The organism is Modestobacter lapidis (assembly GCF_054780755.1).
In genome coordinates, this window is record NZ_BAAGVS010000001.1 from 393,853 (window position 1) to 413,138 (window position 19,286).

20 protein-coding genes and 1 tRNA gene are annotated in these 19,286 nt (G+C 72.7%); 15 read left to right on the forward strand and 6 right to left on the reverse strand.

Annotated features, from left to right (window positions below):
* The first annotated feature begins 1 nt into the window (after window position 1).
* The 4 genes from ACYVG5_RS01805 to ACYVG5_RS01820 all read left to right on the forward strand — a co-directional run bounded on the left by ACYVG5_RS01805 (window position 2) and on the right by ACYVG5_RS01820 (window position 4,306).
* Window positions 2-1,297: a DUF3322 domain-containing protein gene (locus ACYVG5_RS01805; protein WP_222047848.1), complete on the forward strand. Its 1,296-nt coding sequence runs from the start codon at window positions 2-4 to the stop codon at window positions 1,295-1,297.
* A 942-nt stretch (window positions 1,298-2,239) separates the two neighbouring features.
* A complete protein-coding gene (locus tag ACYVG5_RS01810) occupies window positions 2,240-3,061 on the forward strand; it encodes a GIY-YIG nuclease family protein (protein ID WP_222047850.1) in 822 nt (273 codons plus the stop codon).
* Between the two features lie 105 nt (window positions 3,062-3,166).
* Window positions 3,167-3,637: a helix-turn-helix domain-containing protein gene (locus ACYVG5_RS01815; RefSeq protein WP_460682914.1), complete on the forward strand. Its 471-nt coding sequence runs from the start codon at window positions 3,167-3,169 to the stop codon at window positions 3,635-3,637.
* Between the two features lie 21 nt (window positions 3,638-3,658).
* Window positions 3,659-4,306, forward strand: coding sequence for a transposase (locus ACYVG5_RS01820; protein WP_222047855.1), 648 nt, complete (start codon window positions 3,659-3,661; stop codon window positions 4,304-4,306).
* Between the two features lie 193 nt (window positions 4,307-4,499).
* Here ACYVG5_RS01820 and ACYVG5_RS01825 read toward each other — a convergent pair.
* Window positions 4,500-4,587 (reverse strand) — tRNA-Leu (locus ACYVG5_RS01825).
* Between the two features lie 92 nt (window positions 4,588-4,679).
* On the opposite strand from ACYVG5_RS01825, the gene ACYVG5_RS01830 reads away from it, so the two are divergent.
* The 3 genes from ACYVG5_RS01830 (at window position 4,680) to ACYVG5_RS01840 (ending at window position 7,888) form a co-directional block, all read left to right on the forward strand.
* Window positions 4,680-6,008 carry a M20/M25/M40 family metallo-hydrolase gene (locus ACYVG5_RS01830; RefSeq protein WP_222047857.1) on the forward strand — a complete coding sequence of 443 codons (1,329 nt, stop codon included), beginning with the start codon at window positions 4,680-4,682 and terminating at the stop codon, window positions 6,006-6,008.
* A gap of 2 nt (window positions 6,009-6,010) precedes the next feature.
* The gene (locus ACYVG5_RS01835; RefSeq protein WP_460682915.1) at window positions 6,011-6,805 is read left to right on the forward strand and encodes an SDR family oxidoreductase; all 795 of its coding nucleotides are present in this window, start codon (window positions 6,011-6,013) and stop codon (window positions 6,803-6,805) included.
* A gap of 126 nt (window positions 6,806-6,931) precedes the next feature.
* The gene (locus tag ACYVG5_RS01840; protein WP_222047863.1) at window positions 6,932-7,888 is read left to right on the forward strand and encodes an NADPH:quinone oxidoreductase family protein; all 957 of its coding nucleotides are present in this window, start codon (window positions 6,932-6,934) and stop codon (window positions 7,886-7,888) included.
* Between the two features lie 60 nt (window positions 7,889-7,948).
* Here the strand turns inward: ACYVG5_RS01840 and ACYVG5_RS01845 are convergent, their stop codons facing one another.
* A complete protein-coding gene (locus ACYVG5_RS01845) occupies window positions 7,949-8,152 on the reverse strand; it encodes a DUF5703 family protein (protein ID WP_222047866.1) in 204 nt (67 codons plus the stop codon).
* Window positions 8,153-8,300: 148 nt separating this feature from the next.
* On the opposite strand from ACYVG5_RS01845, the gene ACYVG5_RS01850 reads away from it, so the two are divergent.
* A complete protein-coding gene (locus ACYVG5_RS01850) occupies window positions 8,301-8,555 on the forward strand; it encodes a hypothetical protein (protein ID WP_222047869.1) in 255 nt (84 codons plus the stop codon).
* Window positions 8,556-8,641: 86 nt separating this feature from the next.
* On the opposite strand, the gene rpsD is transcribed toward ACYVG5_RS01850, so the two are convergent.
* Window positions 8,642-9,223: a 30S ribosomal protein S4 gene (gene rpsD, locus ACYVG5_RS01855; protein WP_460682916.1), complete on the reverse strand. Its 582-nt coding sequence runs from the start codon at window positions 9,221-9,223 to the stop codon at window positions 8,642-8,644.
* Between the two features lie 88 nt (window positions 9,224-9,311).
* Here rpsD and ACYVG5_RS01860 point away from each other — a divergent pair, with 88 nt between their 5' ends.
* Complete coding sequence (locus ACYVG5_RS01860; RefSeq protein WP_222047873.1) at window positions 9,312-10,106, forward strand: DUF2470 domain-containing protein; 795 nt, start codon at window positions 9,312-9,314, stop codon at window positions 10,104-10,106.
* Between the two features lie 39 nt (window positions 10,107-10,145).
* On the opposite strand, the gene ACYVG5_RS01865 is transcribed toward ACYVG5_RS01860, so the two are convergent.
* From ACYVG5_RS01865 to ACYVG5_RS01875, 3 genes are all read right to left on the reverse strand, one after another.
* Window positions 10,146-10,424 (reverse strand): GlsB/YeaQ/YmgE family stress response membrane protein, encoded by a 279-nt coding sequence (locus ACYVG5_RS01865; protein WP_222047875.1) that lies wholly within the window; start codon window positions 10,422-10,424, stop codon window positions 10,146-10,148.
* Window positions 10,425-10,503: 79 nt separating this feature from the next.
* Window positions 10,504-12,531 carry an AAA family ATPase gene (locus ACYVG5_RS01870; protein WP_222047877.1) on the reverse strand — a complete coding sequence of 676 codons (2,028 nt, stop codon included), beginning with the start codon at window positions 12,529-12,531 and terminating at the stop codon, window positions 10,504-10,506.
* A gap of 10 nt (window positions 12,532-12,541) precedes the next feature.
* A complete protein-coding gene (locus tag ACYVG5_RS01875) occupies window positions 12,542-13,522 on the reverse strand; it encodes an aldo/keto reductase (protein WP_222047879.1) in 981 nt (326 codons plus the stop codon).
* A 162-nt stretch (window positions 13,523-13,684) separates the two neighbouring features.
* Between ACYVG5_RS01875 and ACYVG5_RS01880 the strand changes: the two genes are divergently transcribed.
* From ACYVG5_RS01880 to ACYVG5_RS01905, 6 genes are all read left to right on the forward strand, one after another.
* A complete protein-coding gene (locus ACYVG5_RS01880; protein ID WP_222047881.1) occupies window positions 13,685-14,518 on the forward strand; it encodes an undecaprenyl-diphosphate phosphatase in 834 nt (277 codons plus the stop codon).
* A 72-nt stretch (window positions 14,519-14,590) separates the two neighbouring features.
* A complete protein-coding gene (locus ACYVG5_RS01885; protein ID WP_222047884.1) occupies window positions 14,591-15,292 on the forward strand; it encodes a histidine phosphatase family protein in 702 nt (233 codons plus the stop codon).
* An 89-nt stretch (window positions 15,293-15,381) separates the two neighbouring features.
* Window positions 15,382-15,933 (forward strand): DUF3090 family protein, encoded by a 552-nt coding sequence (locus tag ACYVG5_RS01890; RefSeq protein ID WP_222047886.1) that lies wholly within the window; start codon window positions 15,382-15,384, stop codon window positions 15,931-15,933.
* A gap of 20 nt (window positions 15,934-15,953) precedes the next feature.
* Window positions 15,954-16,817: an SCO1664 family protein gene (locus tag ACYVG5_RS01895; protein ID WP_460682917.1), complete on the forward strand. Its 864-nt coding sequence runs from the start codon at window positions 15,954-15,956 to the stop codon at window positions 16,815-16,817.
* 108 nt (window positions 16,818-16,925) lie between these two features.
* The gene (gene mshC / locus ACYVG5_RS01900; RefSeq protein ID WP_222047888.1) at window positions 16,926-18,203 is read left to right on the forward strand and encodes a cysteine--1-D-myo-inosityl 2-amino-2-deoxy-alpha-D-glucopyranoside ligase; all 1,278 of its coding nucleotides are present in this window, start codon (window positions 16,926-16,928) and stop codon (window positions 18,201-18,203) included.
* Window positions 18,204-18,205: 2 nt separating this feature from the next.
* Complete coding sequence (locus ACYVG5_RS01905; RefSeq protein WP_460682918.1) at window positions 18,206-19,255, forward strand: HD domain-containing protein; 1,050 nt, start codon at window positions 18,206-18,208, stop codon at window positions 19,253-19,255.
* Window positions 19,256-19,286: the final 31 nt, after the last annotated feature.

Consider the following 19,286-nt stretch of genomic DNA (forward strand, 5'->3'; position numbering starts at 1 on the left):
CGTGGCCGGTACGCGCCGCGCTTCGGGCTGGACTACCTGGTCCGACGTTCGCGCCACCCTCCGCGCCCGGTGGGAGTCCGGGGCGTTGTTGCGATCCCGGCTCACCGGCCGGCCGGTCGGGCCGCTCGTGCTGCCACTGCGCGGCCCCACCGTTCGCGAACTCGCCGACCGGTTCGGCGACGTGCAGGACTGGGTCGCCGGCTGGCGGGCCGCCCGGCTCGGCCCCGCCCGGCTGGAAACCACCGCCTTGGGCGGCCGGCTGATCGGCGTCAACCAGGTGCCCAAGCGGGTGGTGCTCGACACCGCCGACGACGTCTGGACCGTGCTCGGCGTCACCGCCGACGTCCGCCGGTTCGACGCACTCGTGGCCGCCACGGAGGAGGCCCTGCCTGGCGCGCTGAGCTGGGTCGCCGCCCGCCCGCACGAGGCCCTCGCGCACGCGACCGACTGGCTGCGCCTGCTCGCCGCGGTCGCGTGGATCCTGCAACGCGGCGGACCGGCGGTGTACCTGCGCCAGGTCGACGTCCCCGGCATCGACACGAAGTTCCTCGAAGAACGCCGCAGCGTGCTCGACGCACTGCTCACCCGCACGCTCCCGGCCGAACGGATCGACCCCGAGGCGCCGCGGACCGACCTGGCCCGCCGATTCGGCCTGCGCGGGAAGTCCGACACCGTGCGATTCCGCTCCTTCGACCCGGGCGACGGCCCCTACAGCGAACTCGCCGTACGGGTCGAGGAGCTCGCCGAGTTCCCCTTCGCGGCCCGATCCGTGGTCGTCGTGGAGAACGAGGTCAGCTACCTGGCCTTCCCGCGGGTGCCCGGGGTGGCGGTCGTGCTCGGCGGCGGCTACGCGGTCTCCCGGCTGGCGGCACTGCCCTGGCTCCTCGGTCGCGACGTCGTCTACTGGGGCGACCTAGATACGCACGGTTTCCGCGCCCTGAACCGGCTACGCCGCTTCGCACCCGCGACCCGCAGCATGCTCATGGACCTGCGCACGTTGATGGACCACCGTCCGCATTGGTCGCAGGAGCCCGCTCCCGTCAGAGACCACCTGGCCCTCCTCGACGCCGGCGAGCAGGCCTGCTACCAGGCGCTGCTGCACGGTAAGCACGGCGAACGAGTGCGCCTGGAGCAGGAGCGCATCCGATTCTCCGTGGTCGAACGCGCCGCTGAGGACGCCTTCGTGCTATCGCCCGACAGTGCCCTGACTTCCGAGACCACCCCAGCCTCACCGGCTGTGACGCCGGAATCGTCAAGTACCGGGCTGCACTCGACGCGGGGGCCGGCCCTGTCTTAATCGCCAAGTGGTGCGGCGGCTGCGAACTTTCGCGCCGCTTGAGTGACAGAGCCGCCGGGTTCTCGGCTTGAGCCGGTGTCAAATGCTGCCTACATCCAGTCTCGGTATGCGGGTGCACTCCGCATCGAGCCGGCCCGGACGGCGGAGGTGAAGGGCGATGAACGGCTCGTCGAGGTCTCCCCGTGCCCCCGGTACCAGGTCGGCGCGACCGGCTTCGTCGGACATTCGCCAGCTGCCAGAAGGGTCCTCGGCGTCCCTGCCTCCGCGATCGCAACGGCGATCTCCACGGTATGAACCGGCCAGCGTCCGCGACCTCGCGAGGTACCTGAAGGAGGGTGACGATGGCGACGAGCTCCGAGTATGACGAGGCCAGCGCTGCTCGCGAGGACGGCCAGCGGCTGCGGGGGGAAGAACGGCGCGCGTCCTTACGCGATTCCCCTGGCCGCGGAGACGTCGGTGTGCGTCAGCTGGTGTCCGAGGGGCGACATGCCACATACGCACACGGCTTCCGTCCTGGGACTGAGAGGTCGGTGACCGGGTCGGCCGGTACCGGCTCCCGATGTGCCGACCAGTGGCCCTCGAGCTGTATGCGAAGGGCTTGCCTACCCGGTACGGATCCTCGGCGAGTGGGCCGTACGGGACGTCGACCACGGCGAAGGCAACGGCCTCGGGAACGTCCCGTTCGATTGCGCGTTTGACGCGAAGTGGGGAGAACGACCCCATTCGTCGTCGGCCTGACCGGGGGCGCAGTCGCCGTCGCGGGACAGAAGCCGAGCCAGGTGACGCGAGGCTTCAGGTCCGAGATGTACTCGGTCATCAGGCTGATGCCAGGCGGCTGAACTCCGGCGGTGCCCCGGAGGTCACTCCGGGGATCGCAGCTACCGTGCAGCCAGCCGGGCGTCTCGAGACCGTGTCGCCGAGGCGCTGACCCGGGGGATGCCGATGCTGACGTTCAACGACCTGCTGTGCCTCGAGGGTGTCGACCCGGCGCAGGTCCGCCTGGTCCGACACCAGGACAACCGGGTGAAGGCCGGCCGGCTCTACGAGGCCTGGCGCAACGACCGATCCACGTTCGAGCGGTATCAGAGTGCCCAGAAGCGCGACGTGTTCGACGTGGGCGATCTGCTCGCCAGCTTCATCGTGACCGAGGCCCGCAACACCGTTTTCGTCGGCCTCTACCAGGTCGCCGGCATCGGCCCCTGCCCGGCCGGCACCGTCGACGCCCTGACCGGCGTCGACCTGTCCGGCCACCAGAGCTACGACCTGCGGCTGCTAGAGCAACTCGGCGACTACACCGACAAGATCGTCATCGACTGGGGCCCAGGCACTCGGAGCTGGGTCCAGCGTGCCGCCAACCAGCCCAAGCCGGTCCTCGAAATCGCCGAGCAGTACGAACCTCGCTTCCCCGGGTTCCGCGAGTTCGTCCGGCCGGTCGACGACATCCCCACCCTCCCGCACGGCTGGCAGCAGGTTCTGCGCGCCGTGAAGGGCGTGTACCTGCTGGTCGACGTCGAGTCCGGACAGCAGTACGTCGGCTCGGCGAAAGGTGCCGACAGCCTGCTCGGCCGCTGGCTGGAGTACGCCAACGGCGGTGACGGCGGCGACGTCCGTCTCAAGGCCGTCGCCCGCCACGGCCGCCGGCACTACCAGGTGTCCGTGCTGGAAGTCGTCGACGGCAACACCCCCGACGACACCATCGAGCAGATCGAGTCGTACTGGAAGTCCAAGTTGCTCACCCGGCGGTTTGGCCTCAACGCCAACTAGTGCCGCGGCCGTGAAGGTTGGCCCTGGTGGTCCTGGGTCGTGGTGGTGAACCCTCGTCTCGTTCAATCCTGTATTCCCCGCAGGAGATGCGAGATGGTTCATCGGGTGCAGGTCCGCACGATCAGCAACGACGAAGGCAACCAGCTGCTGCGCATCGTGCGCCGCAGCAGCGGTTCGGTGGTGACGTGGCGAAGAGCGCAGATGGTGCTGCTCTCGGCCCAGGGCATGGCCGTGCCGCAGATCGCCGAGGTGACGTTCACCAGCCCGGATCGGGTGCGCGACGTGATCCACAACTTCAACGCCGACGGCTTCGACTCGCTGAAACCGAAGTACGCCGGCGGAAGGCCACCGAAGTTCGACCTCACTCAACGAGCAGAGATCAAGAAGATCGCGCTGGCCCGACCTGCCGATCACCGGCTGCCGTTCTCCACCTGGAGCCTGTCGAAGCTGGCTGACTTCCTGGTCGCCGAGGGGGTGGTCGACGACATCTCCCACGAGGGCCTGCGAGTGCTGCTGCGCGAGGAGGGCGTCTCCTTTCCAAGCCGTCAAGACCTGGAAGACCAGCACCGATCCTGACTACGAGGCCAAAAAGACCGGGTGCTTCAGCTCTACGCCATCGCTGATGGCAAGGCTGCTGCCGGTCCGGGAGATCCCACCGTCGTCATCTGCATGGACGAGTTCGGCCCGTTGAACCTGCAGCCCCACCCGGGCAAGCAGTGGGCACCGGCCGCGGTCGGCAAAGGAGAGCAGGACCGGCCGCGGCGACGTCGCCGGCGGGCGACCTACAAGCGGCCGCACGGCGTGCGGCACCTGCTGGCCGGCTACGACCTGGCCACCGACCGGCTCTACGGCCACGTCAAGGTCCGCAAGGGCCGAACCGAGTTCCTGGCCTTCTGCCGCTACCTGCGCTCGCTCTACCCGCCCGGAGTGCGGATCGCGATCGTGCTGGACAACTTCAGCCCGCACCTGCCCACCAAGACCGACGACCGAGTCGGGCAGTGGGCCGCGGCGAACAACGTCGAACTGGCCTACGTGCCGTTCTACGGCTCGTGGCTGAACCGGATCGAAGCGCAGTTCACCGCGCTGCGCTACTTCGCTCTCGACGGCACCGACCACGAGACCCACCGGGAGCAGGCCAGCATGATCCGCCGCTACATCGCCTGGCGGAACCGGCACGTCACCGATCCCACGCTCCGCAAGGTCATCCGCCGAGCCGAAACCATCAAGAGGGCGAAGGTTGCCTGACCCGGCACTAGCTAGTCAGCAGCGAGGTGCACCCCTGGGCACCGGGAAGCACTGACACCGCTGTTCGGCTGGCCGTTTGTGTGCCGATACGGGTTTGCCCTTGCCGGTTTGCTGTGTCTTGCTGGCCGCGCAAGATGAGGCTCGCCGCTCTGCGCGCTCGACGTGCACGTACGAGATGACGGTGTGCATGAGCTGGTGTCCGAGGGGGGACTTGAACCCCCACGCCCGATAAAGGGCACTAGCACCTCAAGCTAGCGCGTCTGCCATTCCGCCACCCGGACAAGGTGGGCCCCCTCCGCGGAGGAAGCCAGGGACCGAGCATAACGGAGGCCGACCCCGGCCCGGCACAGCCCCCGGTGGCAGGATCATGGACATGTCGCAGCCCTCGGTCACGCTCCTCGCCGGCGCCCAGCAGGAGGTCGCGGAACTGCTGTCCGACCTCATCCGGATCGACACCACCAACACCGGTGACACCGCCACCAGCGCGGGGGAGCGGAAGGCCGCCGAGTGGGTCGCGGCCAAGCTCGACGAGGTGGGTATCAGCAGCGTCATCCACGAGTCCGAGCCGGGCCGGGCGAGCCTGGTCGCCCGGATCGAGGGCGCCAACCGCGACCGCCCCGCGCTGCTGGTGCACGGCCACCTCGACGTCGTCCCCGCCGACCCCACCGAGTGGAGCGTCCACCCCTTCAGCGGCGAGGAGCGCGACGGTTACGTCTGGGGCCGGGGCGCGGTCGACATGAAGGACATGGATGCCATGACGCTGGCGCTGGTCCGCGACTGGGCCCGCACCGGCGTCCAGCCCGACCGCGACATCGTGCTCGCCTTCGTCGCCGACGAGGAGGCCGGCGGCCGCAAGGGCGCCCACTACATGGTCGACTCGCACGCCGACCTCTTCGAGGGCTGCACCGAGGCGATCAGCGAGGTCGGCGGCTTCAGCATCACCGTCCGCGACGACCTGCGGCTGTACCTCGTCCAGACCGCCGAGAAGGGCCTGGCGTGGATGAAGCTCACCGCCGACGGCCGGCCCGGCCACGGCTCCTTCGTCCACGACGACAACGCCGTCACCCGGCTCGCCCAGGCCGTCTCCCGGATCGGCTCCACCCGGCTGCCCACCGTCCTCACGCCGCCGATGCGCGAGTTCCTGGACGGCGTCAGCGACGCCTACGGCATCGAGATCGACCCGAACGAGCCCGAGGAGGCTCTCGCCCGGCTCGGCAGCATCAGCCGGATGATCGGCGCCGCGCTCCGCAACACCGCCAACCCCACGATGCTGGACGCCGGGTACAAGACCAACGTCATCCCCGGTACCGCCAGCGCCACCATCGACGGCCGCTTCCTCTACGGCCAGGAGGAGGCGTTCGAGAAGCAGCTCGACGAACTGATCGGTGAAGGCGTCCAGCGCGAGTGGCTCGTCTACGACCAGGCCGTGGAGACGACGTTCGACGGCCCGACCGTCGACCTCATGGTGGAGGCCCTCAAGGCCGAGGACGACGGTGCCCGCCCCGTTCCGTTCACCATGAGCGGCGGCACCGACGCGAAGAGCTTCGAGACCCTCGGGATGCGCTGCTTCGGCTTCTCCCCGCTGAAGCTCCCCGCCGACCTCGACTTCGCCTCGCTTTTCCACGGCATCGACGAGCGCATCGCCGTCGACTCGCTGCAGTTCGGCATCCGGGTGCTCGACCGGTTCCTGCGGAAGGCGTGAGCGTGACCGCTCCGGCCGCGGGCAGCGTCGCCCTGATCACCGGCGGGAGCGGTGGCTTCGGCCGTGCCCTCGCCGGCCTGCTCCGGGAGCGCGACGTCACCGTCGTCCTCGCCGACCTGGACCGCGAGTCGAATAGGCAGGCCGCGAGCGACCTCGGTGCGTACTTCGTCGCCCTCGACGTCACCGACCGGGCCGCCAACGCCGCCGCCGTCGCGCAGGTCGAGGCCGAGCACGGCCGGCTGGACGCCGCCTTCCTCAACGCCGGCATCGCCGGGCGGTCCCGCGACGCCCTCGACGTCGATGAGTTCCTGCGCGTGGTCGACGTCGACCTGTTCGGCGTCGTCTACGGCACCGAGGCCGCGCTGCCGGCACTGCGCCGGGCCGGGGGCGGGTCGATCGTGGTGACGGCCTCGCTGGCCGGGCTCGCGCCGATGGCCACCGACCCCGGCTACAGCGTGGCCAAGAGCGGGGCGGTGGCGTTCGTCCGGGTGATGGCGCCGCGACTGGTCGGCGAGCAGATCACGATCTCTGCGATCTGCCCCGGATTCGCCGACACCGCGATCATCGACCCGCTGCGCGCGGAGTTCGACGCCGCTGGTTTCCCGGTGCTCACCGCGGGCGAGGTCGCCGAGGCGATGGCCGCGGCCTGGATGGGCGCCGAGCCGGGTGCGGCCTACGTCGTCCAGCCCGGGGTCGGCGCGGTGCCCTACGCGTTCAAGGGCGTGCCGGCGGCCCGGACGGCGACGGGGGAGACCGTCGCCGTCCCCGACGCGCTGCGGCCGCCCTCCATGCGCTGAGCGAGCGACCCGGCCTCACCCGGGACGACCCTGGCTCGCCTCGCACCGTGAGCCGGGAGTCGCCACGACAGCCCGGCCTGATCCCCGGGTGATCCGGGTCACCGGTGTTCTGGCAGGGTCGCCGGCATGCGTGCTTGGCGAGTCCACGCCCTCGGGAACCCGGCCGAGGTGATGTCGTTCGACGAGGTCGACCAGCCCGTTCCCAGCGACGGGCAGCTGCTGGTCAGGGTGCTCGCGGCCGGGCTCAACTTCCCCGACGTGCTGATGGCCAAGGGTGAGTACCAGGAACGTCCGCCGCTGCCGTTCACCCCCGGGGTCGAGCTGTGCGGCGAGGTCGTCGGCACCGGCCAGCGGGTGCTCGGGTCACCCGCGGGCGGGCCCGGCGCCTTCGCCGAGTACGCGCTGATGGACGCCGCCGCGGCCTGGCCGGTACCCGACGACATGACCGACGAGCAGGCCGCCGCCCTGTACCTCACGTACCAGACCGGCCACGTCGGCCTGCACCGTCGCGCCGGCCTGCGGGCAGGGGAGTGGCTGCTCGTGCACGCCGGCGCCGGAGGCGTCGGCACGGCGGCCATCCAGCTGGGCAAGGCGGCCGGCGCCAAGGTGATCGCCACCGCCGGCGGCCAGCGCAAGACCGAGGTCTGCCGCTCGCTGGGCGCCGACCACGTCATCGACTACACGGGCGAGGACTTCGTGCCGATCGTCAAGGAGGTCACCGGCGGGCACGGCGCCGACGTGGTCTACGACCCGGTCGGCGGTGACGTGTTCGACGCCTCCCGCAGGTGCATCGCGTTCGAGGGCCGGCTCGTCGTGGTGGGCTTCACCAGCGGCCGGATCCCGGCGGCGCCGGCCAACCACGTGCTGGTGAAGAACTACAGCGTCGTGGGGCTGCACTGGGGGCTCTACCGCGCCCACGACCCGGCGGCGATCGGGATGGTGCACGAGGAGCTGTGCCGGCTGTTCGCCGACGGCGCGATCGAGCCGATGGTCGGCCAGGTGCTGCCGCTGGACGCCGCACCGCGGGCGATGGCCGCGATCGCCGACCGGAGCACGGTCGGCAAGGTGGTGCTCAGACCCTGATCGGCCTCCTCCAGGGCCCCGCCGCGAGCTTGCGAGTGGTGGGCGGGAGGAGGTCCTTCTTCAGGTGACCATCCCGGGTAGGTAGGACAGCCGCATCCGGCGCCGCATGATCACCTTGCGGGTGCCGTCGGCGTGCAGCTGGAGGCGGGCGAGCTCCCAGCCGCCGGTGTCGGACTGCATGCTCATCAGCTGCGCGGCCGCCGAGCGGGACGTGCCGGGCGGGATGCGCAGCGGGACGTACTCGTACTCACCGGCTGAGGACACCCGCCCGATTGTGCCTGCCGGACGCAGTCCGGTCACGTGGTGGTCACCACCATGTGACCGGCGGTGTGTCACCGTCGGACCGGACGGGCAGGGCAGCACTACGCGCGCCGGCAGCGGGCCGGCGCTCCCGACGGGCAGGAGATCCCCGATGACCGAGCCGGAAGCCAACGACGCCGACCGCCAGGAGCAGGCCGCCACCGTTGCCCCGGGCGGTCCGGAGCTGGCCGACGAGGTGATCCCGCCGGGTGACGGGGTCCCCGAGGCCGACGCCATCGAGCAGCAGCTCAGCGCCGCGCCCGGGAGGTCGGCCTCGGTCCGGGCCGGGGCGCCGGAGGCCGACGAGTACGACGTGCTGGAGCAGCAGACCGACGTCCCCGCCGACGAGGACGACGTCCGCGACTAGCCCGGCGACCACCGGGCGCGCCAGGCCGACCTGCCCTCCGCCGGGCCGGGACCGGCCGGGAGCGCTGCCGCCCGCGGCCCGACGGGTCAGCGGGAGTAGTACTCCACGACCAGCTGCTCCTCGCAGACCACCGGGACCTCCTCGCGCCGTGGCCGGCGGGCCACCGTGCAGCGCAGGTCACCGAGGGACACCTCGAGGTAGGCCGGCGCCGTGGCGTGGGCGCCGGACGCGGCCACCTGGAACGGTGGCTTGGCCCTGCTCCGCTCGGCGATGGCCACCACGTCGTAGGGCTGCACCGAGTAGCTGGGGCGGTCGACCCGCCGCCCGTTCACCGTCACGTGCTGGTGGGTGACGGTCTGGCGGGCCTGGTAGATGGTCCGGGCGAAGCCGGCGCGCAGCACCGTGGCGTCCAGCCGGGACTCCAGGTCGGTGATCAGCGCCTCGCCGGTCTTGCCGCCGGTGCGCTTGGCCCGGTCGAAGGCCCGCCGCAGCTGTGTCTCGCTGATGTCGTACTGCGCGCGCAGCCGCTGCTTCTCCAGCAACCGGGTCTTGTAGTCGCTGGTGTTCTTGCGCTTGCGGCCGTGCTCGCCCGGCGGGTAGGGCCGGCGCTCGAAGTAGCTCACGCACTTGGGAGTGAGGGGGATGCCGAGCGCGCGACTGCGGCGCACCTTGGGACGAGACGTGTTCACAGGAACCTCCGGGTTCGGTTAGGCTCACCTTACTCCGACGACGAGTCGGCCGGCCCCGGAGGAACACATGGCTCGATCGACCCGTCCCGCCGTCCCGGGACCCGTTCCCGACGCGCTCCGCCCGTCGGCCGCCGAGCGGGCCCGCACCGTCGCCGGCCGGCCCGGGGCCGCGGTCTGCGCCCCCGGCATCGACGGCAGCCGGGTGCTGGCGCACGCCACGACCGACTGTGGCCGGGTGCTGGTCGTGGTGCCCACCGACGGGGAGGTGTGCGCCGCCGTCTCGAGCGCCCCCGACGGCGACCTTGCCGCCTTGGTGCTGGTCACCGACCATGCGCCGGTCCCGCTGCGCGACCCGGTCCGGGCCCAGGTATGGCTGTCCGGGTGGCTCACCCCGGTCCGGCCGGCCGACCAGCGCGCGGCCACCCTCGCCTTCGCCGACGTCGCACCCGTTGCCGAGCTGCTGGACGTCGGGAGGGGGAACTCGCTGTTGCGCCTCGACCTCGCCGAGGTGGTCCTGGGCGAGGGGGGCGTGGTGGTGGAGGTGGCGCCCGAGGCCTACCTGGAGGCGGAGCCCGACCCGCTGGCCGGCATCGAGGCCACCGCGCTGCGGCACCTGGTCAGCGCGCACCCGGACGAGCTCTCGGCACTCCGCTCGTGGGTGCCGCCCTGCTGGCGGGGCGAGGACGCCGTGGTGCAGCCGCTCGGCCTGGACCGCTTCGGCTTCCGGCTGCGGATCGAGCACCGGCACGGTACCCGCGACCTGCGGGTGCCCTTCGGCGCCCCGGTGACGAGCCCGGACGCGCTGGGGCCTGCGGTGCACCGGTTGCTGTGCGCCGCGCAGCGCAACTGCCCGGGGCACTGACGCGGAGTCAGTGTCCCGGGCAGGCGAATGCGGTGTGCGTCAGTGCACGGAGCGCTTCTTGCCGCCGCTGACGCCCTCGGCGACGCCGATCAGCAGTACCGCGGCGATGATCGCCACGATGCCACCGATGATGTTGAGCTCGCCGAAGTCGCCGGTGCCCAGCGCGCTGGCGACCAGCCCACCGATGAGGGCGCCGACGACGCCGAGCGCGAGGGTGGCCAGGATGCTGAGGTTCTGCTTGCCGGGCTTGATGAGGCGCGCGAGCGCACCGACGATCAGGCCGAACACGAGGAACCCGATGATGCCGCTGATGCTCATGGCCCCTCTGTGCCCCGGATGATCATGCGGCTAAACACCGGATGATCATGTCCTCGGTCACAAAGCGTCACCGGGCCCGTCACTCGGCGAGGTCGGCCAGCAGGGTCGCCAGCCGGGTGCGCCGGGGCCGGATGTCGACCTCGCGCACCGCCCGGGCCAGTGCCGCACCGCTGGCGTGGACGATCGAGAGATGTCGCTGTGCCCGGGTCAGCGCGGTGTAGACCAGCGGCCGGGACAGCATCCCGCCGGCCTCCGGCGGCAGGACGACGACCACGCCCGGCCACTCGGAGCCCTGCGCGCGGTGCACGGTGATCGCCCAACCGTGCCGTAGGTCCGACAGCGCGTTCGTGGGCACGGTGACCGGGCCCGAGGCGAAGGCCACGTCCAGCGAGCCTTCCCCGGTGCCGGTCACCACGCCGACCTCACCGTTGGCGAAGCCGATCGGCTCCAGGTCCAGGTGGTTGGCGGTGGCCACCACGCGGTCACCGACGTCGAAGCCGAACAGCGTCCCGTCGCCGGGGTTGAGCTGGGCCTTGAGGGCCTTGTTCAGCTCGATCGTCCCGGCCGGACCACGGTGCACCGGTGTCACCACCTGGACCGAACCCGGGTCGATGCCCAGCGCGCGGGGGATGGAGTCGGTGACCAGCTGCACCACCCGCCGGGCCGCCTCGGCGCTGCCGGTCGCCGGCACGATCACCACCTCCCGGTCGGGGGAGTCGACCTGCGGTAGGTCGCCGGCGCGCACGCCGGTGGCCAGCCGGGCGATCGCGCCACCGGCGGCCTGCCGGTGCAGGGTGGTCAGCTCGGTCACCGGCACCACCCCGGAGTCGATCAGGTCGCCGAGCACGTGCCCGGGTCCGATCGAGGGCAGCTGGGCCGGGTCGCCCACGAGCAGCAGGTGGGTGCAGTCGGCGCAGGCCTCCAGCAGTGCGGCGGTCAGCTCGACGTCGAGCATCGAGGCCTCGTCCACCACCACGACGTCGGCGTCCAGCGGCCACTCCTCGGTGCGGGCGAACCCACCGGTGGTGCCCTGCGCGCCCAGCAGCCGGTGCACCGTGACCGCCGGGTGGTCGGTGAGCTCCTCCAGCCGCTTGGCCGCCCGGCCGGTCGGGGCGGCCAGCGCCACCTCGGTGCCCTTGGCCTCCAGCAGCTTCACCAGGCTCGCGACCGTCCGGCTCTTGCCGGTACCCGGCCCGCCGGTGAGCAGCGAGACCCCGGCGCCCAGCACCTGGGCCACCGCGGCCTGCTGGGCGGGGTCCAGCCCCGTGGCCACCGACCGCACCGACGCCGGGTCGGCGATCCGCTCACCGGTGGCCACCAGCCGGTGCACGTTCTCGGCGACGGCCTCCTCGGCCATGCCGTAGCGGGCCAGTGACAGGGTGCGTACGGCCTCGGTCCGGGTTCCCTCGTGAGCTTGCGAGTGGAGGGGAGAACGAGGTCCTTCTGCCGGCTGGGACAGCTCGCCGTCGTCCGAACCGTCCTCGTCCGGCTCGAGGAACGGGGGCTCATGCTCCAGCACGTCCCCCGACTCCACGGCGGCGACCACCGCGGCCACCGGGTCGGCGATGGCCTCCGCCCGCAGCGCGGCGACCACCAGGTCGGCCGGTAGCACGGTGTGCCCGTCCCGGGTCGCGGTGCGCAGGGTCAGCGACACGATCGCCCGGCCACGGCGGGTGTCCTGCCGGTCGGCGCCGTTCAGCACGGCGATCGCCAGCCGGTCGGCGTCGGCCAGCGTCACCGCCGCCAACGACAGCAGCGCCCAGGGGTCGTCCCGGAGCCGGCGGGCGGCGTCGGGGCCCAGCGCGTCGGCGGCGTTCGCGGCCAGCCGGGCGTTGAGGCCGGCGCCGACCAGCAGGTCCACGACCTCGTAGGTGGGTGCCGCGGCGAGGAAGGAGGAGAACAGCCGCTCGGCGCGCTGCCGGCCGACCCGCGGCAGCTTGCGCAGCCGGTCGGCGGTGACGTCGTCGGGCCGGGCGATGCCGGCGGCGGGCAGGTCGGCCGCCGTCCGTTTGCCCAGGCCGGGCCACAGGCCCGCGGCAGTGAACGCGGCGAAGACCGGATCCCCGGCAGGGGATCCGGTCGAGGGGGCGACGGGGGAGGAGCTCACGACCGGCCGTTCAAGAGTCGGGCCGGTGTTCGGGATAACCGGCCGGGGGCAGGGAGACGTCGTCCAGTGCGGTGCAGATCGCCGGCGGCAGACGGACCTCCTCGGCGTCCAGGGAGGCTTGCAGCTGCTGCGCGGTGCGGGCACCGACGATCGGGGCGACCACGCCGGGCTGGTCTCGCACCCAGGCCAATGCGACGGCGAGCGGGGTGGTGCCCAGGCCGTCGGCGGCGGTGCAGACGGCCTCGACGACGCGGTCGGTGGTGGACGAGCGGAGCGAGTCGATGAACCGGCCCCACTGGGGTGAGGCGCCGCGGGAATCACCCGGGGTGCTGTACCGGTACTTCCCGGTGAGCAGCCCGCGGCCCAGCGGTGACCACGGCAGCACGCCCAGGTCCAGTGCCTCGGCGGCCGGTATGACCTCGCGCTCGATCCCGCGCTGCAGCAGCGAGTACTCCATCTGCGTGCTGACCAACGGCACCCGCCCGGGCCAGGCCCGTTGCCAGGTGGCGGCCTGCGCGGTCTGCCAGCCGGTGAAGTTGCTGACGCCCACGTAGCGGGTCCGCCCGGAGGTCACCGCGGCGTCGCACGCGGCCAGGGTCTCCTCCAGGGGGGTGGCGTCGTCCCAGGCGTGCAGCTGCCACAGGTCGACGTGATCGAGGCCCAGTCGCCGCAGCGAGGCGTCGAGGGCGGCGAGCAGGTGCCCGCGGGAGGCGCCGCGGCCCATCGGACCCCGCCCGGTCCGGCCGACGGCCTTGGTGGCGACCAGCACGTCGGCGCGGGGGACGACGTCGGCCAGCAGCCGGCCGAGGGTCCGCTCGCTCGCGCCGTCGGCGTAGACGTCGGCGGTGTCCACCAGCGTGCCCCCGGCATCGACGAAGGCGGTGAGCTGCATCGCCGCCTCGTCCTCGTCGGTGTCGCGACCCCAGGTCATGGTGCCCAACCCGAGCCGGGAGACGACCAGGCCGCTGCGTCCGAGCGCCCGCTGTTCCACGACGGGTCAACCTACCGGCGCCAGGCCGCGCGACCCCGGGCAACGCGGCGAGGTCGGTCACGTTCCCGGGCGTCCGCCGCCTGCCGCCCTAGGCTGACCTCCCGTGTCCCGCCTCTCCGACGCCCGCCCACCCGCCGCGCCGTCCGCCGGGAGGAGCTGACCGTGGGCTGGATCGAGGCCATCGTCCTGGGCCTGGTGCAGGGCCTGACGGAGTTCCTGCCCATCTCCTCCAGCGCCCACCTGCGCGTGGTGGGGGAGGCCCTCGGCTGGGGCGACCCCGGCGCGGCGTTCACCGCGATCACCCAGATCGGCACCGAGATCGCGGTGCTGCTCTACTTCCGCCACGACATCTGGCGGATCACGAAGGCGTGGGTGCGCGCGCTGCACGACCGCGAGGCCCGCGGGGACCACGACGCCCGGATGGGCTGGCTGATCATCGTCGGCAGCATCCCGATCGTGGTGCTGGGCCTGCTGTTCCAGGACTCGATCGAGACCACCTTCCGCGACCTGCGGGTCATCGCCATCGCCCTGGTGGCGTTCTCCCTCGTGCTCTACGTGGCCGACCGGGTCGGCAGCACCCAGCGGGAGATGAGCGACCTCACCGTCAAGCACGGCCTGGTCTACGGCTTCGCCCAGGCCATGGCGCTCGTGCCCGGCGTCTCCCGGTCCGGCGGCACGATCACCGCCGGCCGCTTCCTGGGCTACTCCCGGGCCGCCGCCGCCCGCTACTCCTTCCTGCTCGCCGTGCCGGCGGTCCTGGGCGCCGGCTTCTACCAGAGCTACGAGGCCTTCAGCGGGGGCACGGAGGGGCCGCCGCTGGCGTGGGGGCCGACCCTGCTGGCCACCGTGATCGCCTTCGGCGTGGGGCTGGCGGTCATCGCCTGGCTGCTGCGCTACCTGGCCCGGGGCAGCTTCACCCCGTTCGTGGTCTACCGCATCGTGCTCGGCCTGCTGGTGCTCGCGCTGGTCGGCGCGGGGGTGCTCGACCCGACATGAGGGAGGACCCCGTCCTCCTCATCTCTCACCAGCTCGGGCTGAGCCTCCGGACGGGGCCTTAGGCTCGACGATGTGACCACCCTCATCCTGCTGCGCCACGGCCGCACGACGGCGAACGCCTCGGGCGTGCTGGCCGGCTGGACCCCCGGCGTCCGGCTCGACGAGTCCGGCGAGGCCCAGGTCCGCGCGGTCGCCGAGCGGCTCGCCGGTGTTCCACTGGCCGCCGTCGTCAGCAGCCCGCTGGAACGCTGCCAGCAGACCGCCGGCGCGGTCGTCGGGGACCGCGCGCTGGAGCTGCAGACCGATGACCGGCTGGGGGAGGCCCGCTACGGCGACTGGACCGGCCGCCCCATCAAGGAACTGGTCAAGGACCCGATGTGGAAGGTCGTGCAGCAGCACCCCTCTGCCGCGGTCTTCCCCGGCCCGGAGGGTGAGGGGCTGGCGCAGACCCAGGCCCGCGCGGTGGCCGCCGTCCGGGAGTGGAACGCCACGCTCGGCCCGGACGCCGTCTGGCTGGCCTGCAGCCACGGCGACGTGATCAAGGCCGTGCTCGCCGACGCGCTCGGGGTGCACCTGGACCAGTTCCAGCGCATCGTGGTCGATCCGGCGTCCCTGTCGGTGATCACCTACACCGACACCCGCCCCTTCGTGACGCGCATCAACGACACCGGCGGCGACGTCTCCGCGCTCATCCCACCGAAGAAGAAGCGCCGTGCACGGCGGGCGCCCAGTTCCGACGCCGTCGTCGGCGGCGGCGCGGGCGGGCCGGCCTGAGCCCTGCCCATCGGGCCCCGGTCGCGCCGCGCCGGTGACCTGCCCGCTCGTCGCGCGGGATGACCGGCGGACCCGCGTAACCTGATCGCGTGCCCCGTCAGGTCTTCCATTTCGACCGTCCCGCCCGGTTCGTCGCCGGGACCGTCGGCCAGCCCGGCGACCGCACCTTCTACCTGCAGGCCTCCGACGAGGCCGGCCGCACGGTCAGCGTGGCGCTGGAGAAGTCCCAGGTGCAGGTCCTGGCCGAGCGGATGGACGAGCTGCTCGACGAGATCGCCAACCGCGCGACGGTCGTCGTCCCGCCCGAGGCCGACGTCGACGACCTGGAGCCGCTCACCGCCCCGGTCGATGAGGAGTTCCGGGTCGCCGCCATGGGCCTGGCCTGGGACGGCGACGAGGACGCCGTGGTTGTCGAGGCCGTGGCCGCCGGCGAGGAGCCGGTCGAGGAGGACGCCATCCTCTCCGACAGCGACGACGGCCCGGACGCGCTCCGGGTGGTCATCACCCCGGCCGCCGCCCGTGCCTTCGTGGCCCGTGCCCGCCGCGTCGTGGCCGCCGGCCGGCCGGCGTGTCCGCTGTGCTCGCTGCCGCTGGACCCGGCGGGCCACGTGTGCCCCCGGCAGAACGGGTACCGCCGCTGAACCCCGGGGACGGTCGGACGGTGAGCGAGCAGCCGGACGCCGGGCTGGATCCCGCGCTCGCCGACGAGTGGGTCGAGGAGTTCGACGACGCCGACGACGAGTCCGACGGCGAGGAGGGTGAGGTCGTGGAGCTGGACCTCGGCGTCTTCGACCACGGCGACCGCCGCCCGCCGGCGACCGAGGCGGAGGAGCGGACCCTCCTCACCGAGGGCGTGCTCGACCTCGAGGGCCGGCTCATGGACGCCAGCAACGTCACCCTGATCGGCGCGATCCGCACCGACACGCTGGCGGGCGAGTGCGTCTACAAGCCGGTGGCGGGCGAGCGCCCGCTGTGGGACTTCCCCGACGGCACGCTCGCGGGCCGGGAGATCGGCGCGTTCCTGGTGTCCGAGGCGACCGGCTGGCGGGTGGTGCCGCCGACCGTGCTGCGGGACGGCCCGTTCGGCACCGGCATGGTCCAGCTCTGGATGGACGCCGACCCCACGATCGACCTGGCCGAGTTCGTCCGGCGGGACGTGCCCGGGCTGCGGCGGATGGCGATCTTCGACGCGGTGGTGAACAACGCCGACCGCAAGGGCGGCCACATCATCCCGATGGCCGACGGCCACGTGTACGGCGTCGACCACGGCATCTGCTTCTCCGCCGACCCCAAGCTGCGCACCCTGCTGTGGCGCTGGGCCGGCAAGCCGCTGCCGCTCGACGCGCTCGCGGTGCTGGAGGAGCTCGCCGACGACCTGCGCGGCGACCTCGGGGAGCAGCTGCACGAGCACCTCACCCGGCGCGAGGTCCGGCGCACCGAGCAGCGGGTGGCCGAGCTGCTCCGGACCCAGCTGCACCCGGAGCCCAGCGGCGAGTGGCCGGCGCTGCCCTGGCCGCCGTTCTGAAGCTGGCGCGGCGCGGTCTGCGCGTTCCGGTCACCTGGCCCTGGCCCTGAGGCGGGCGTCCCGGGTGCCGTGCGCCGGTCCGTCGGGAGCCCGATCTAGGCTCGACCCGTGCTCAGCTGGCCCGCCCCACTCCTGCCGACCCTCCCCGGGGCCGGTCCCGCACTGCGCCTGTACGACACCGCCCGGCAGGAGGTCGTCGAGACCCGGCCGGACCGCACGGCCCGGATGTACGTCTGCGGCATCACCCCCTACGACGCCACCCACCTCGGCCACGCCGCCACCTACCTGGCCTTCGACCTCGTCAACCGGGTGTGGCGGGACGCCGGGCACGCCGTCCACTACGTGCAGAACGTCACCGACGTCGACGACCCGCTGTTCGAGCGCGCCGACCGGGACGGCGAGGACTGGATCGTCCTGGGCATGCGGGAGACCGCGCTGTTCCGGGAGGACATGACGGCGCTGCGGGTGCTGCCACCGGAGGACTACGTCGGGGCCGTCGAGGCCATCCCGCGGATCGTCGGGCACGTCGAGACGCTCTGGGACGCCGGTCTGGCCTACCAGCTCGAGGACGGGACCGGCGACGTCTACCACGACGTCTCGCAGGCCCCCGGGTTCGGCAGCGAGTCCGGCTACGACGAGGAGACGATGCTCCGGCTGTCCGCCGAGCGCGGGGGAGACCCCGACCGCGCGGGCAAGCGGTCCGCGCTCGACCCGCTGCTCTGGCGCGGTGTCCGCGACGGCGAGCCGTCCTGGCCGGGGCCGCGAGGCGTCGCCGGCCGGCCCGGCTGGCACGTCGAGTGCGCCGCGATCGCGCTGGACACCATCGGCATGGGCTTCGACGTGCAGGGCGGCGGCAGCGACCTGGTGTTCCCGCACCACGAGTACTCCGCGGTGCACGCCGAGGGGCTCACCGGCACCAAGCCGTTCGCGCAGGCCTACGTGCACGCGGCGATGATCGGCCTGGACGGCGAGAAGATGAGCAAGAGCCGGGGCAACCTGGTGTTCGTCTCCCGGCTGCGCGGCGACGGCGTCGACTCGATGGCCGTGCGGCTGGCCCTGCTGGCCGGGCACTACCGCACCGACCGCGCCTGGACCCCCGACCTGCTCGCGGCTGCGGAGGAGCGGCTGGCCACCTGGCGGCGCGCCGTGGCGCTGCCGATCGGGGCACCGGCCGGGCCGGTGCTGACCGGAGTGCGCGAGCGGTTGGCCGATGACCTGGACTCGCCCGGGGCGATCGCCCTGGTCGACACCTGGGCGGCGGCCAGCCTGGCCGAGGCGGGTTCGGGCAGCAGCGCGCCCGCCGCCGAGGCGGTGGACGACTGGGACCCGCAGTCCCCGACGGTCGTCCGGGACATCGTCGACGCGCTGCTCGGGATCGATCTCTAGCCGTGGCAGAGCCGCTGCCGCCGTTCCGGCTGGCCGCCCGGGCCGCCCGGGAGCGGGCCGAGGAGTCGCTGGCCCCGGCAGCCGCACGGTCGGCATCCACCCGGGGGCGGGTGCGGCCGGAGGCCGAGGACGAACTGCGCACCGCGTACGAGCGCGACCGCGACCGGATCCTGCACGCCAAGGCCTTCCGCCGGCTGAAACACAAGACGCAGGTCTTCCTGCACCCCGACGGTGACCACTTCGTCACCCGGCTCACCCACACCCTCCAGGTCACCCAGGTGGCCCGGGCGCTGGCCGCGGCGCTGAGCCTCAACGAGACGTTGGCCGAGGCGATCGCGCTGGCCCACGACGTCGGTCACTCCCCGTTCGGCCACATCGGCGAAGAGGCGCTCGATCCCTACGTCGAGGGTGGCTGGCACCACGCGGCCCAGGGCGTCCGGATCGTCGAGGTGCTCGAGGACCTCAACCTCACGTGGGAGGTCCGCGACGGGGTGCGGGCGCACAGCTGGAAGATCACCCCGCCGCCGTCCACCCGCGAGGGCGAGTGCGTGCGGTACGCCGACCGGATCGGCTATCTCTCCCACGACGCGCTGGATGCCGTCCGGGCCGGCGTGCTGCAGCCCGGCGACCTGCCCGCGCGCACCCGGGCGGTGTTCGGTGACCCGGGCAGCGAGATGGTCGGCGCGATGATCGCCGCGGTCGTCGAGGGCAGCCTGTCGCCGGACAACACCGGTGGCGCGGTGGTCATGCGGGCCGACGCGCTCGAGGCGATGCACGAACTCCGCACGTTCATGTTCGAGCGGGTGTACGAGTCCGACACCGCGGCGGGGCAGAAGCACGTGGCCATCGACGTCATCCGCCGGCTGGTCGACCACCACCTCACGCACCCGGAACTGCTGCCGGCCAGCTACCGCGACACCGAGGCCGACCCGGTCACCCAGGTCGTCGACTACGTCACCGGGATGACCGACCGGTTCGCCCTCGCGACGCACGACCGGCTCTTCGACGACACGGCCGGCACGCGGATGCGCCCGTTGCTGGTGACGTCCTGAGCCGACAGATCGCCGTGTCGATCTGTCGACG